Below are 12,478 nucleotides of genomic sequence, written 5' to 3'. Positions count from 1 at the left end.
ATCCACCACCAGTGGGCACTCGCCGTCCGCGGAGGCCCCGGCGTACATGCCGAGCAGTTCCCGGTTGTCGTAGCCCCAGGGGTTGCGGGTCTGCATCAGATAGAACCAAACGTCGTCGTTCGACCACTCCTCAATGGGGGAGTAGATCAGCGAACCTGGGAGGGTGGCGTTCGGGCTGAGGCGGTCGCGCTCGCGCCCTCTCTCGTGTTTGCGCATGCTGGCCGCACGGCGGGCGCTTTCCGCCTTGCGGGTGCCTAAGGCGAGGATGGTCGCGCCATTGACCGAGACGATGCCTTGGATGAATTCGTTCGCCGGCCTAATCTTGAGCCGCTCGGTGCACCAGCGGAATTTGTGCCGTGGTGCCGGATAGCCTCGACCGATGAGGTTCACCCAGAAGCGGTCCCGCAGCTTGGGTCTGAGGAGTCGAGGCTCGAACGGCATGCCCTGTTCGGCAGCCGCGTTACCCATGATCTCGATAGAGTTTCCAACCCAGGCGGAGACGATTGGGTTCTCGACCAGGGTGTCGGTGGAAATCACATGGACGGTCTTACGCCTGCTGTCAGGGGGCAGGGCCGCGATAGCGGTCCAGATCAGTTGCAGTGTCGTGGTGGAGTCCTTTCCGCCCGAGTATCCGATGATCCAGGGTACGTTGTCGGCGGCGTAGAGTACGCGAATTTCGTCCTGGAGGTGAGCGACGGTCTTGCGGAACCCCAGTGCGTCGAAAGCAGAACGGCGGGGTTTGGCGTCCGATACCGATTGAGTTTGATCCACCGACGGGGCCAGTGGGTTGGGGTGTGACGCATTCATTGGGGACCTTCAAGAGTGCAACCTTCGCCGACGCAGTATACCTTGGTCCCAACGCATCGACCCGAGGACGCTAATGACGAACCCTCGGCTCGCTCCCGGGCGGAAGCGCCTCAGACCTGTATGATTGCGCTGGAGCGGATCACGAGAGCCGAGACATTTCCTATGAGCCCTGTCTATCTGGACTGCAACGCCACCACCCCCCTCGACCCCGCCGTGCGCAAGGTCCTGCTGCACTTTCTTGACGAGGACTTCGGCAACGAGGGGAGCCGTACCCATGTCTTCGGCGCCCGTGCCAAGCAGGCGGTACAGCGGGCGCGCGATCAGGTGGCGGCGCTGGTTGGGGCCAGGCGGGACGAGGTCATCTTTACCAGCGGGGCGACCGAGAGTAACAACCTGGCCATCCTGGGGCTGCGCACGGCGGCGGAGTCGGCGGGTCGGCGCCACGTCGTTACCACGCAGATCGAGCATAAGGCGGTGCTGGAGCCCTGCGAGGTGCTGGAGCGCGCGGGGTTCGTGGTCACGCGGGTGCCGGTGGCGGCGAGCGGGGCGGTCGACCCGGAGGCCATCCGTGCCGCGCTGCGTCCGGAAACCTTCCTGGTCTCGGTGATGCACGTCAACAACGAGACCGGGGTCCGTCAACCCCTGGACGCGATCGCCCAGGTCTTGGATGGGCACGACGCCTGGTTGCACACTGATGCGGCCCAGGGGTTCGGCAAGGACCTGGATCCGCTGCGCAATCCCCGCATTGACCTGACTTCCATCAGCGGTCACAAGCTCTATGCGCCCAAGGGTGTGGGTGCGCTGGTGGTGCGGCGCCGTGGTTATGAACGCGCACCGCTGCAACCATTGACGGTCGGCGGCGGTCAGGAGCGGGGCTTGCGTCCGGGGACCCTGCCGGTGGCGCTGATCGCTGCGCTAGGGGAGGGGGCCGAGCTGGCGGTGCGCGATCAGGCGCGGCGTCAGGCCGCTTGCCGGCGTATCCGCGCGGATGCGCTCGCGGCGCTGGTGCCGCTGGGTGCGCGTCTGACGGGTGACCAGTCGCTGGTGTTGGATCATGTGCTCAATCTGGCCGTCCCGGGCCTGGATTCGGAGGCCCTGATGGTGGCTCTGAAAGACCTGATCGCGATTTCCAACGGCTCCGCCTGCACTTCCAGCAGCTATGCCCCCAGCCATGTGCTGAAGGCGATGGGAATGAGTGATGAGGAGGCCAACGGTTGTGTGCGATTGAGCTGGTGCCATCTGACGCCGGAGGTGGATTGGGGGGTGGTGGCTGCGCGGATTCGGGGTTTGCTGTAGGCGGGGCGACGCCAATGTCCTTCGCATCAGGGGCGGTCTCATCGTCCTTGGGACCGCCCATGGCGGCGCGGTATCGCCGCCGCCGAGGTTGTCTTATGCTTGCCATGCCGGGCACCGCGTTGATCTCACCCGAAACCTTCACCCCGTGAGGCATACCCATGCCGTCCGCTTTGCAAAGCCGTTTCGTCCCCCTGCAAGACTATTTCTCACTCGATTCCGACGGCGCCGCGGAGCGCTGGGAGTGGCGCAACGGCGACGTTTACTGCATGACCGGCGCCCAGCCGGAACATAACCTCATCTGCGTCAACATCGGTGCCGAACTGCGCGCCCGGCTGCGCGGCTCGGGCTGTCTGACCTTCCCGAGCGACCAGCGGGTCAAGGTCCGTGCCGGCAGCCCCTATCTCTACCCGGATGTCTCCGTCGCCTGTCGGCCAGGGTTCGCCACCATCAACGGCCTGCGCACGCTGCTGAACCCGGTCCTGATCGTCGAGGTCCTGTCCCCGAGCACGGCCCAGGACGACATAGGCTGTAAATTCATGCAATACCAGACCATCGAGTCGCTCGCCGGCTATCTGCTGGTGGACTCCACGGCCGTTGCCGTCAAGCACTATCGCAAGGATGGCGAGGTCTGGGTCCCGCGGCTCTTCGAGCGGCCGCAAGAGACGATCGACCTGCCGGAGCTCGGCATCGCGCTGCCGCTGGCCGAGGTCTATCTCGACACTGGGCTGCTCACCGGCTGAGACGGCGGCACCCGCCGACCGTCGCTCCACCAGCACATCGGGCGCCTGATAGCCCGGGTCACGGCGGCCGTAACGTGCGCAGGGCTGCGACCGGGTCGGTGTTGAGCCCGGCGCTCAACGGTACTGGTGCAGGCCGGCCATGGCCGCGCGGCGGATTTCGCCCTGAGGGCCGCCAGTACTGCAATTGGTCGCGCCACGGGGCCAGGATTCACCTAAGATTAGCGGTTACCTGGGTGCGTCCCGGTGGCCGTCGGTCGGTGTGCCGACGGTGAGGTCGCTCCCCCCGATCAGACCGATGTGGGTCAGAGGAATTTGCGATGTCAGACAACTGGCGCTTTGTGGCGCGCCCCGGCGCGGCGGACACGATTTATGGGCTGGAGACGTGAGCCCCGACGGCACGCGTGTCGCCACCGCGAGTTGGGACAGCGCGGTGCGGGTGATGGACCTGCAAGCGGGGCGCGCCCTGCATACACTGGGGACTTCCGGAGACCGTATACTGATTTCCCTGACCCTCAAGCGCAAAGCCGATGTGCAACGGAGTCCGGAATGATGAGGAGAGTCAAATGAACACGTTGACGATTGAGCTTCCGGTAGAGGGACTACCCTCGCCAGCCGAGTTGGCGGATGACTTTGCCGACGAGGCGCGTTTTTTGCTGGCGCTCAAGCTCTTCGAGTTGGGCCGCATTTCCTCAGGCAAGGCTGGCCGATTGTGCGGCATGGGCCGCGTCGAATTTCTGCTGACGGCCAGCCGCGCTGGGGTCCCGGTGGTCGATTTGAAGGGTGACGATCTCGCGGAAGAGTTCGCCTGATGCTGGCGGAACGCGCGGTAATCAACGCCGGTCCGCTGGTCGCCCTCTCGTTGGTAGGATGACTCGAGTTGCTGACTGACCTGTTTCGCGAGATCTGGATTCCGGAGCCCGTTTTTCACGAGGTGGCGGTTGCCGGCCTTGGACGACCGGGAAGCGGCGACCTCTCCGATATTCGCTGGGCATCCCATGTGCGCGCTTCCCCAATACCAGATCCGCTACTGATCGCCGAACTCGACCCCGGCGAGGCCGCTGTCATTGCGTTGGCGCGCAGCCTGGCGTCCTGCCTGGCAATCATTGATGAAAAGCGAGGACGCAGGATTGCTCACCATATCTATGGCTTGCCGGTCAAAGGGACCGCTGGCCTGTTGGTGGAGGCCCATCGGCGTGGTTTGCTTAGCGACTTGCGCACCACGTTGCTGGACCTGAGACGGGCCGGCTATTACCTCTCCGACGCGGTGATCGAGAGCGCCTGCGCAGCGGCCCAGCGCACCTGAAAGGTCTCCATGCTACGGCATGGCTCCCGCCGCGCGAGTCTCTATTTGCAGATCGGATTCGTCGATACCGGCAAGGCTCATGAGGTGTCGTTGCAAGCCGAGCTTGAACGTCGGGAGTTCTGGTGACAGTATACAAATCTCACCGAACGCTCGGACGCCTTTCACTCCAGACCAATTCATCGCGAACCCACAAACACACTACTGCGGTGCCAAGCCAGTCGCTTCGGGTCTGGCCGCAAAGATTCAATGCGCTTGCTGATCCCGCTCGGCGAAAGTCTTGCGGTCTGCGGCCATCTTCCTCGCACGTTGCAGTGCGTCCTCGGGGCTATCATAGCAATGGCGCCTGAGCGCCTGTTCGATGCGCTGATTCAGGCCAACCCGGCGGGCGCTGTTGCGCTGCTGGCGGGTGATGCTCAAGAGTTCCCGGGTCAATTGGAAGTGCAGGGTATCGCCGCCGCAGAGGGCGCGCAGGTCGTCCATGTCCTCGGGTGCGAGCGACAGGGTGTCATCAAGCCGGCGACCGGGATACTCTTCCCCCGTGACATCCCGGTAGATGCGGGGTAGTGAGTCTTCCATCTCGTGTTTCTCGATGACCCAGATGCGCTGGATCTCTTGGAGTTCCTCCGCTGCGATCAGTACGAGGTTACTGACCTCCGGCGGGCCATGGCGGCGGATGTGGGTCTGGGCTTGCAGGAGTCCCCTGAGCTAGGTTTCGCGGGCCTCTTGGATGTAGGGGCCGGGGATGAGGCGTCCGTCTTTCATGAGTTGGACCGCGCCACTCATCCGGCGGAAGTCGCGCAGATGGCGGTCGGTTTCGCTGTGTCCTTGCGGATCGATGGGGCCGCCGCGGAAGTCCAGCGCGTTGCGCAGGTCCAGGAGCGGCATCATCCATTCCTTCTTTTGATCGTTCTGGATCATCGCGGCCATGGACTTGTCTTGCTCGACGAGGGTACAGACCCAGCAGCCGAGGCGCGAGTCGCCGCAACTCGGGGTTGAGGTATCCACCACCAGCGGGCACTCGCCGTCAGCCGAGGCCCCGGCGTACATGCCGAGCAGTTCCCGGTTGTCGTAGCCCCAAGGGTTGCGGGTCTGCATCAGGTAGAACCAAACGTCGTCGTTCGACCAGTGCCGGATAGCCTCGACCGATGAGGTTCACCCAGAACCGGTCCCGCAGCTTGGGTCTGAGGAGTCGATGCTCGAACGGCATGCCCTGTTCATCAGCCGCCTTACCCATGATCTCGATAGAGTTTCCCACCCACGCTGAGACGATTGGGTTCTCGACCAGGGTATCCGTGGAAATCACATGAACGGTCTTGCGCCTGCGGTCAGGGGGCAGGGCCGCGATCGCGGTCCAGATCAGTTGCAGTGTAGTGGTGGAGTCCTTTCCGCCCGAGTATCCGATGATGTAGGGTAGGTTGTCGGCGGCGTAGAGTACGCGAATTTCCTCCTGTAATTGAGCGACGGTCTTGCGGAAGCCCAGTGCGTCGAAGGCGGAACGGCGTGTATTGGCGTCCCATATCGATTGAGCTTGGGCCGCCGGCCGGTCGGGTGGGTTGGCGGACGATGTATTCATTGGGAACCCTTCAAGAGTGCAATCTTCGCCTATGAAATATACCTTAGGTCCTGAGCGCATTGACTCGGGCACGACGGAAGAGCCGGACCGTCGGCTCGCCCCCGGGCGGGAAACGCCAGACACCAGTGTGATACCGTTGGAGCGGTATCACGAGAAGCGCGACGTTCCTTATGAGCCCCGTCTATCCTGTCTATCTCGACTGCAACTCCACCACCCCCCTGGAGCCCGCGGTACGCAAGGTCCTGCTGCACTTTCTGGACCAGGACTTCGGCAGGCGGCTAGCGGGGCGGTCGACCCGCACGCCATCCGTGCCGCGCTGCGTCCGGAGACCTTCCTGGTCTCGGTGATGCAGGTCAACAATGAGACCAGGGTGTGCCAACTGCTCGATGCCATCGCCGACGTCTTGGCCGGACACGACGCCTGGTTCCACTGACGGCGACCAGTCGCTGGTCTTAGATCACGTGTTCAATCTGGCCGTCCCGGGGCTGGACTCGGAGGCCCTGATGGTGGCGCTGAAGGACCTGATCGCTATTTCTAATGGCTCAGCCTGCACCTCCAGCAGTTATGCCCCCAGTCATGTGCTGAAGGCGATGGGAATGAGTGATGAGGAAGCAAACGGCTGTGTCAGGATGAGTTGGTGTCATCTGACGCCGGAGGTGGATTGGGGGGCGGTGGCGGCACGGACTTGGGGTTTGCTGTAGATCAAAGCCAGACAGCAGTGGACCGAGGTATGCCTGACCGCGCTCACGGTTGATCAGCAGGGACAACGCCCCCCAATGCGCTCCGCGCTTGGGTAGCGCGCTTCCAGACAGTAGCGGTAAAAGGCCTCGCGGGTCAGTGGTATGGCCTGCGGATGCCGTGAGCGCATGTGGTCGAGGTAATACTCGTAGTCGTGGATGCCGATCACCAGGCGGCAGGTCTGCACCACCCGCTTGGCCACTTCCCGCACCCCCGTCAGCCAGGAGGTCCCCAGGCTGTAACGCTCAAACTCCGTGGCCGACATCGCCACCGCGCCCGGGCCCTGGGCCTGCACCCCGGCCAGGTAGCGCGCATAGGCGCCATTGAGATCCGGGGCCGCAGCGGGGACCAGGGCCGGGTCACCCCGGCCGAGAAAGGACAGGTCAAGCATAGGTGGCTGCCTCGCGCCAGACGACCGGCGTTTCCTGCGCGGTCTGCTCCGGATTGCGCAGCGCCTTGATCACGGCCGCGATGGCGGCGACGGCCAGGGTGATGGCGACGAACATGAAGAAGCCGGTCAGCACCGCGTCCACCTGGTTGTTGAAGGCTACGCGCCCCATCTGCTCCAGTGACTTGGCCGGTGCCAGCACCGTGCCCTGGGCCGCGGCCTCACTGAAGCGCCGGGCCAGGGCGAGGAAGCCGATGTGCCAGTCGGGGCTGAAGATCTTCTGCCAGCCGGCGGTCATGGTGGTGACCAGGAGCCAGGTCATCGGCACCAGGGTCACCCAGGCAAAGTGGCCCTTCTTCATCTTGAACAGCACCACGGTGCCCAGCATTAGGGCCATTCCGGCCAGCATCTGATTGCCGATACCGAACAGCGGCCAGAGTGAATTGATGCCGCCGAACGGGTCGGTGACGCCCTGATAGACGAACCAGCCCCAGGCGGATACCGCCACCGAGGTGCCGATCAGGTTGCCGATCAGGCTGCGCGAGCGCCCCAGCCCCGGCACCACGACCCCGGCCAAATCCTGCACCATGAAGCGGCAGGCGCGGGTGCCGGCATCCACTGCGGTGAGGATGAATAGTGCCTCGAACAGGATCGCAAAGTGGTACCAAAAGGCCATCATCGCCTTGCTGTTGAAAATGTCGGTGACGATCACCGCCATGCCCACCGCGAAGGTCGGGGCACCGCCGGCGCGCGACAGGATGCTCTGTTCGCCCACGTCCTTGGCAATCTGGGTCAGTGCCTCTGGCGTGACCACGAAGCCCCAGCTGTTGATCGCCGCGGCGGCCGTCTGCACCGTGGTGCCGAGCAGGGCGGCCGGGGCATTCATGGCGAAATAGACCCCGGGGTCCAGGACCGAGGCGCAGATCATGGCCATGATGGCCACCAGCGATTCGCCCAGCATGCCGCCATAGCCGATGGTGCGCATATGACTCTCGCGCTCGATCAATTTCGGCGTGGTCCCGGAGGCCACCAGTGCATGAAAGCCGGAACAGGCGCCGCAGGCGATGGTAATGAAGAGGAACGGGAAGAGTGCGCCGGAAAAGACCGGGCCGCTGCCGTCGATGAAGCGGGTGACGGAGGGCATCTTGAGCTCGGGCAGCGCAATCAGGATACCGATCGCCAGGCCGATGACGACACCCAGCTTGAGGAAGGTGGACAGATAATCGCGCGGGGCGAGCAGCAACCAGACCGGCAGCACCGAGGCGACGAAGCCATAGACCACCAGCGCGAGCGTGAGCTCGGGTCCGGTCAGGGTGAAGAAGGGTCCCCAATAGGGGTGCGCGGCAATATCACCGCCGTAGACAATCGCCGCCATCATCAACACAAAGCCGATCACCGACACCTCGGCGATCCGCCCGGGGCGGATGAAGCGCATATAGATGCCCATCAGCAGCGCAATCGGGATGGTGGCCGCGATGGTGAAGGTGCCCCAGGGGCTGACGGCCAGTGCCTTGACCACCACCAGGGCCAGCGCGGACAGGATGATGATCATCACGGCCAGCGTGCCGATCATCACGGTGACGCCGACCCAGGGTCCGAGCTCCTGTTTGGCCATCTCGCCGAGTGAGCGGCCATCGCGCCGGGTGGAGATGAACAGGACCATGAAGTCCTGCACCGCCCCGGCCAGCATCACGCCGACCAGGATCCAGATGGTGCCGGGCAGGAAGCCCATCTGCGCCGCGAGGATCGGCCCGACCAGGGGACCGGCGCCGGCGATGGCGGCGAAGTGATGGCCGAACACCACGTACTTGTTGGTTGGCACATAGTCCAAGCCGTCGTTGCGGCGCTCGGCTGGGGTGAGGCGGCGATCGTCGAGCTCAAAGACCCGCTCGGCGATGAATTTGCTGTAGAACCGATATGAAATGGCGTAGCAGGACACGGCGGCCAGGACCAGCCAGGCGGCGTTAACCGGCTCGCCGCGACTCAAGGTCAGCATGGCGAAGGCCGCCACCCCGACCACGACCACCAACAACCAGAGGATTTTCGTCTTCACGCGATACTCCCAGGACTGCAATTGCTGCGAGGTTTGCCGGCCGCTCGACGGGCCCGGCGCCGTGAAAGAGTAGCAGCGCTGGGGCTGTTGCTCAAATTCCGGGCAGCCGGGCGGCTACCGGTTGGGGCCGGCCGGCGAACCTCGCGTGACACCGCTCCAGAGACTGGGCAAGTATCCCCGTAGGATGGGTAGAGCGCAGCGAAACCCATCGTTTGCGCTTAGGTCAAGCGTTGATTGCTGGGTTTGGCTGCGCTCTACCCAGCCTACAGAGAGTGTGCGGATGGGCGCGGCGGCGAATGCTTTAGCCGGTCCGATCTGCGGGAACCATTGATTTCTCTTCGATAGCTCGGGAACCCCCACCGGCTAAAGCCTCGACCTCCAGTTGTCTCGCCCGCCGCCGACCGCGACGCTGATCCAGCCCGCCGGGTATAATCCCCGCCTCCGTCCACGGTCAAGAACCACGAGTCGACGAGGCCCATGACCGCATTGTCCACCGCCAAGCCGGCGCGCGTCTTTGTGAGCTACTGCCACGCCGATGAGGCCTGGAAGGACCGGCTCGTCGCCCAACTCGGCGTATTGGAGCGGGCGGGCCAGTTGTGCGTCTGGGACGACCGCCGGATCGACGCGGGCGCCGACTGGCTGCCGGCGATCACCTCCGAGCTCGACGGCTGCGCGGTCGCGCTGCTCCTCATCTCCGCGCCCTTCCTCAACTCGCGCTTTATCCAGGATACCGAGGTCCCGCGCCTGCTCCAGCGCCGGGCGGCGGGTGGTCTGCGTGTCATTCCCGTGTTTCTGACGCCCTGTGCCTGGAAGCGGATGGGCTGGCTCAGTGCCATCCAGGGCCGGCCGCCCGACGGCCGGGCCTTGAGCGGTATGAGCAAGCACGCGGCCGAGACCGCGCTCGCGGACTTGGCGATGGAAATTGCCGACCTGCTCGAGCGCGCCCCTGACCCGGCGCCGGACCGGGCCGGACCCCGCATCGACATCCACCGCCTTCCGCTCGGCACCCGTGATTTCTTGGGGCGCGCGCCGGAGCTCGCCCTGCTCGATGCCGCCTGGTCCGCCGCCCCCACCCAGGTCGTCACCCTGATCGCCCCGGGCGGGGTGGGCAAGAGCGCGCTGGTCAAGCGCTGGCTGGGCCGGCTGCGGGCCGACGGCTGGCGCGGGGCTGAGCGGGTCTTCGGCTGGAGTTTTTGCAGCCAGGGCACCGGCGACGACCGCCAGGCCTCGGACGACCTGTTCCTGAGCGAGGCGCTGGCCTGGTTCCAGGTCGCGCACGACCCCGCCGCCTCGCCCTGGGACAAGGGCCGGCTACTCGCCGACGCGGTGGCCGCCCGGCGCACCCTGCTGATCCTGGACGGCTGCGAGCCGCTGCAATACCCGCCCGGACCGCTCGCCGGCCAACTGCGCACCCCCGGGCTCAAGACCCTGCTCACCCAACTGGCCGACGCCGGCCAGCCGGGCCTGACCCTGGTCACCAGCCGCGAGGCACTGGCGGACCTGGCCGAACACACCGGCGGCCCCGACGACCCCCAGTGCCCGGTCCTGACCCACGACCTGGGCAACCTGGGTGTGGCCGACGGCGCCCGCCTGCTGCACCGGCTGGGCTGCGTGTGCGCCGGGGCCGCCGCCATCGGGCCGGACGACGCGGAGCTGTGCGCCGCCAGCCGCGAGGTCCACGGCCATGCACTCACCCTCAACCTGCTCGGGCGCTACCTGGCGCAGGTCCAGGGGGGCGACATCCGACGGCGCGACACCGTCGGGCTGATGGATGCGGCGGACGCCCAGGGTGAGCATACCGCCCGGGTCCTGGCGGCCTATGAGACCTGGTTCGCGCGGGATGGCCGCACGGTCGAGCTGGCCGCGCTGCGCCTATTGGGGCTCTTCGACCGGCCGGCGGACGCCGGGTGCCTGCGGGCGCTGCGCGAGGCGCCGCCGATTGCCGGGCTGACCGAGCCCCTGATGGACCTGACCCAGGCGCGCTGGCACCTGGCCTTGAGCCGGCTCGCCGAGTGCGGGTTGATCGAGCGCGACGGCCAAGACACCGACCCATCGACCGCACCTGTAGGGTGGATAAGCGCAGCGCATCCACCATCAGGGGCGGCATCGGTGGATGCGGCGCGGGCAAGCCCCGCGCCTGGTCCGCAAGACCATCACGCGCGCCTTATCCACCCTACGACGACCACGCCGGTTGACGCCCATCCGCTGGTGCGCGAGTACCCGGGCCGGCGCCTGCGCGAGACCCACCCGGACGCCTGGCGCGAGGGCCACCGGCGGCTCTACGAACACCTGAAGGCGAGCGCCCCCCAGCGCCCGGACGGGCTGGCCGGGCTCCAGCCGCTCTACCAGGCGGTGGCGCACGGCTGTCTGGCGGGGTTGCAGCAGGAGGCGTGCGACGACGTCTATTGCGACCGCATTCTGCGCGGGACCGGCGATGGCGGGGGCTATAGCCTTAGCAAGCTGGGTGCCTTCGGCGCGGACCTCGGCGGGGTCACCTGCTTCTTCGACGAGCCCTGGGAGCGGGTCTCCGCCGCCTTGACCGCGCCCGACCGGGCCTGGCTGCTCAACCAGGCGGCCTTCTCCCTGCGCGCGCTGGGCCGGCTCGGCGAGGCGCTGGAGCCGATGCGGGCGGGGCTGGAGAGGTACGTCAAGCAGGAGGACTGGAAGAACGCCGCCCGCGCCGCCGGTAACCTGAGCGCGCTGGGTCTAACCCTGAGCCTGGTGGCGGACGCGGTGCCGGACGCCGGGCGGTCGGTGGATTACGCCGAGCGCAGCGGCGATGCCTTCCAACGCATGAGCAAGCGCACGGCCCTGGCCGATGCGTTGCACCAACAGGGCGAACGGGGTGCGGCGCTCGAATGCCTTCGCGGGGCCGAGACCCTACAGGCGGCGGATCAGCCCGAGTATCCGCTGCTCTACTCGCTCCCGGGCTACCGGTATTGCGACCTGCTGCTGGCCGAACCCGAGCGCGCCGCTTGGCAGGTGTGGCTGGCGGCTGACCGCCGGGGGCGCGGGGTTCGACCGTCGGCCCGACCTACGGGCGGAGTGCGAGGTGGTGGAGAAGCGGGCGGCGCAGACTTTGGGCTGGGTTGAGCAAGCAGCGATCGATCTTCTGAGCATCGCACTCGACCATCTGACCCTCGCCCGTGCCACGCTGTTCGCGGCCCTGCTGGACCCCGCCGGCCTTGAGCGGCCCGCGCTCGACCGCGCCGCCCGCGCGTTCACCGCCGCGGTCGATGGTTTCCACGCCGCCGGCACCACGCACCACATGCCGCGCGCGCTGCTCCCCCGCGCCCTGCTCCACACCCTCCTGAACGCCCCCGCCGCCGCCCGCGCCGACCTGGACGAGGCCTGGGCCATCGCCTCTCGCGGCGGCATGCGGCTCCTCATGGCCGACTGCCACCTGCACCGCGCCCGGCTCTTGCGCGACCCGACCGCCCTCGCCCAGGCCCGTGCCCTGATCGAGGCGTGCGGCTATGGCCGCCGCCGCGCGGAGCTGGCCGACGCCGAGCAGGCGGCGCGGACTTGGCTGCCTGCCTCGTGACACCGCTCCAGCGGTGCGGCATCTCGTGACACCGCT

15 protein-coding genes are annotated in these 12,478 nt (G+C 66.4%); 9 read left to right on the top strand and 6 right to left on the bottom strand.

The genetic code is table 11. From position 1 onward, the window contains the following. The coding region (dndC, locus tag QZY44_RS31020; RefSeq protein ID WP_295456753.1) for a DNA phosphorothioation system sulfurtransferase DndC at positions 1–807 on the bottom strand (807 nt) is incomplete at its 3' end. A 162-nt stretch (positions 808–969) separates the two neighbouring features. On the opposite strand from dndC, the gene dndA reads away from it, so the two are divergent. From dndA to QZY44_RS30995, 5 genes are all read left to right on the top strand, one after another. Then, a complete protein-coding gene (gene dndA, locus QZY44_RS31015) occupies positions 970–2,103 on the top strand; it encodes a cysteine desulfurase DndA (RefSeq protein ID WP_295456752.1) in 1,134 nt (377 codons plus the stop codon). 158 nt (positions 2,104–2,261) lie between these two features. Further along, the gene (locus tag QZY44_RS31010) at positions 2,262–2,843 is read left to right on the top strand and encodes a Uma2 family endonuclease (protein WP_295456750.1); all 582 of its coding nucleotides are present in this window, start codon (positions 2,262–2,264) and stop codon (positions 2,841–2,843) included. 382 nt (positions 2,844–3,225) lie between these two features. Next, positions 3,226–3,393 (top strand): hypothetical protein, encoded by a 168-nt coding sequence (locus QZY44_RS31005; protein ID WP_295456747.1) that lies wholly within the window; start codon positions 3,226–3,228, stop codon positions 3,391–3,393. A 13-nt stretch (positions 3,394–3,406) separates the two neighbouring features. Beyond that, positions 3,407–3,652: a UPF0175 family protein gene (locus tag QZY44_RS31000; RefSeq protein ID WP_295456745.1), complete on the top strand. Its 246-nt coding sequence runs from the start codon at positions 3,407–3,409 to the stop codon at positions 3,650–3,652. Between the two features lie 68 nt (positions 3,653–3,720). Next, entirely contained in the window at positions 3,721–4,146 is a 426-nt protein-coding gene (locus QZY44_RS30995) for a DUF3368 domain-containing protein (protein ID WP_295456743.1), read from the top strand. A gap of 243 nt (positions 4,147–4,389) precedes the next feature. On the opposite strand, the gene QZY44_RS30990 is transcribed toward QZY44_RS30995, so the two are convergent. The 3 genes from QZY44_RS30990 to QZY44_RS30980 form a co-directional block, all read right to left on the bottom strand. Further along, a complete protein-coding gene (locus QZY44_RS30990; protein WP_295456741.1) occupies positions 4,390–4,722 on the bottom strand; it encodes a hypothetical protein in 333 nt (110 codons plus the stop codon). A 129-nt stretch (positions 4,723–4,851) separates the two neighbouring features. Continuing rightward, positions 4,852–5,241, bottom strand: coding sequence for a hypothetical protein (locus QZY44_RS30985; RefSeq protein ID WP_295456739.1), 390 nt, complete (start codon positions 5,239–5,241; stop codon positions 4,852–4,854). Continuing rightward, positions 5,171–5,719: a hypothetical protein gene (locus QZY44_RS30980; RefSeq protein WP_295456738.1), complete on the bottom strand. Its 549-nt coding sequence runs from the start codon at positions 5,717–5,719 to the stop codon at positions 5,171–5,173. Before QZY44_RS30980 ends, QZY44_RS30985 begins: the two co-directional genes overlap by 71 nt. 31 nt (positions 5,720–5,750) lie before the next feature. Here QZY44_RS30980 and QZY44_RS30975 point away from each other — a divergent pair, with 31 nt between their 5' ends. Continuing rightward, entirely contained in the window at positions 5,751–6,152 is a 402-nt protein-coding gene (locus tag QZY44_RS30975) for a hypothetical protein (protein ID WP_295456737.1), read from the top strand. A gap of 28 nt (positions 6,153–6,180) precedes the next feature. Beyond that, a complete protein-coding gene (locus tag QZY44_RS30970; RefSeq protein ID WP_295456735.1) occupies positions 6,181–6,420 on the top strand; it encodes a hypothetical protein in 240 nt (79 codons plus the stop codon). Positions 6,421–6,473: 53 nt separating this feature from the next. Here the strand turns inward: QZY44_RS30970 and QZY44_RS30965 are convergent, their stop codons facing one another. Both QZY44_RS30965 and QZY44_RS30960 read right to left on the bottom strand, forming a co-directional pair. Beyond that, positions 6,474–6,848 carry a YbdD/YjiX family protein gene (locus QZY44_RS30965; RefSeq protein ID WP_295456734.1) on the bottom strand — a complete coding sequence of 125 codons (375 nt, stop codon included), beginning with the start codon at positions 6,846–6,848 and terminating at the stop codon, positions 6,474–6,476. Continuing rightward, on the bottom strand, positions 6,841–8,898 hold the full coding sequence (locus QZY44_RS30960) for a carbon starvation CstA family protein (RefSeq protein ID WP_295456733.1): 2,058 nt from the start codon (positions 8,896–8,898) through the stop codon (positions 6,841–6,843). The genes QZY44_RS30965 and QZY44_RS30960 overlap by 8 nt, the downstream gene beginning before the upstream one ends. A gap of 477 nt (positions 8,899–9,375) precedes the next feature. Here QZY44_RS30960 and QZY44_RS30955 point away from each other — a divergent pair, with 477 nt between their 5' ends. Then, entirely contained in the window at positions 9,376–11,991 is a 2,616-nt protein-coding gene (locus QZY44_RS30955; RefSeq protein ID WP_295456732.1) for a toll/interleukin-1 receptor domain-containing protein, read from the top strand. Then, positions 11,951–12,442: a hypothetical protein gene (locus QZY44_RS30950; RefSeq protein ID WP_295456731.1), complete on the top strand. Its 492-nt coding sequence runs from the start codon at positions 11,951–11,953 to the stop codon at positions 12,440–12,442. Before QZY44_RS30955 ends, QZY44_RS30950 begins: the two co-directional genes overlap by 41 nt. Positions 12,443–12,478 lie beyond the last annotated feature (36 nt).

This window comes from uncultured Thiodictyon sp. (assembly GCA_903837595.1).
Lineage (GTDB): Bacteria > Pseudomonadota > Gammaproteobacteria > Chromatiales > Chromatiaceae > Thiodictyon.
Note: the sequence above shows the minus strand (reverse complement) of the source record. Positions and strands in the feature narration are given on the sequence as shown.

Coding starts and splice junctions, on each gene's coding strand:
- dndA (WP_295456752.1), top strand. CDS start 970: ATGAGCCCTGTCTATCTGGACTGCAACGCCACCACCCCCCTCGACCCC.
- QZY44_RS31010 (WP_295456750.1), top strand. CDS start 2,262: ATGCCGTCCGCTTTGCAAAGCCGTTTCGTCCCCCTGCAAGACTATTTC.
- QZY44_RS31000 (WP_295456745.1), top strand. CDS start 3,407: ATGAACACGTTGACGATTGAGCTTCCGGTAGAGGGACTACCCTCGCCA.
- QZY44_RS30990 (WP_295456741.1), bottom strand. CDS start 4,722: ATGGAAGACTCACTACCCCGCATCTACCGGGATGTCACGGGGGAAGAG.
- QZY44_RS30985 (WP_295456739.1), bottom strand. CDS start 5,241: ATGCAGACCCGCAACCCTTGGGGCTACGACAACCGGGAACTGCTCGGC.
- QZY44_RS30980 (WP_295456738.1), bottom strand. CDS start 5,719: ATGAATACATCGTCCGCCAACCCACCCGACCGGCCGGCGGCCCAAGCT.
- QZY44_RS30975 (WP_295456737.1), top strand. CDS start 5,751: ATGAAATATACCTTAGGTCCTGAGCGCATTGACTCGGGCACGACGGAA.
- QZY44_RS30965 (WP_295456734.1), bottom strand. CDS start 6,848: ATGCTTGACCTGTCCTTTCTCGGCCGGGGTGACCCGGCCCTGGTCCCC.
- QZY44_RS30955 (WP_295456732.1), top strand. CDS start 9,376: ATGACCGCATTGTCCACCGCCAAGCCGGCGCGCGTCTTTGTGAGCTAC.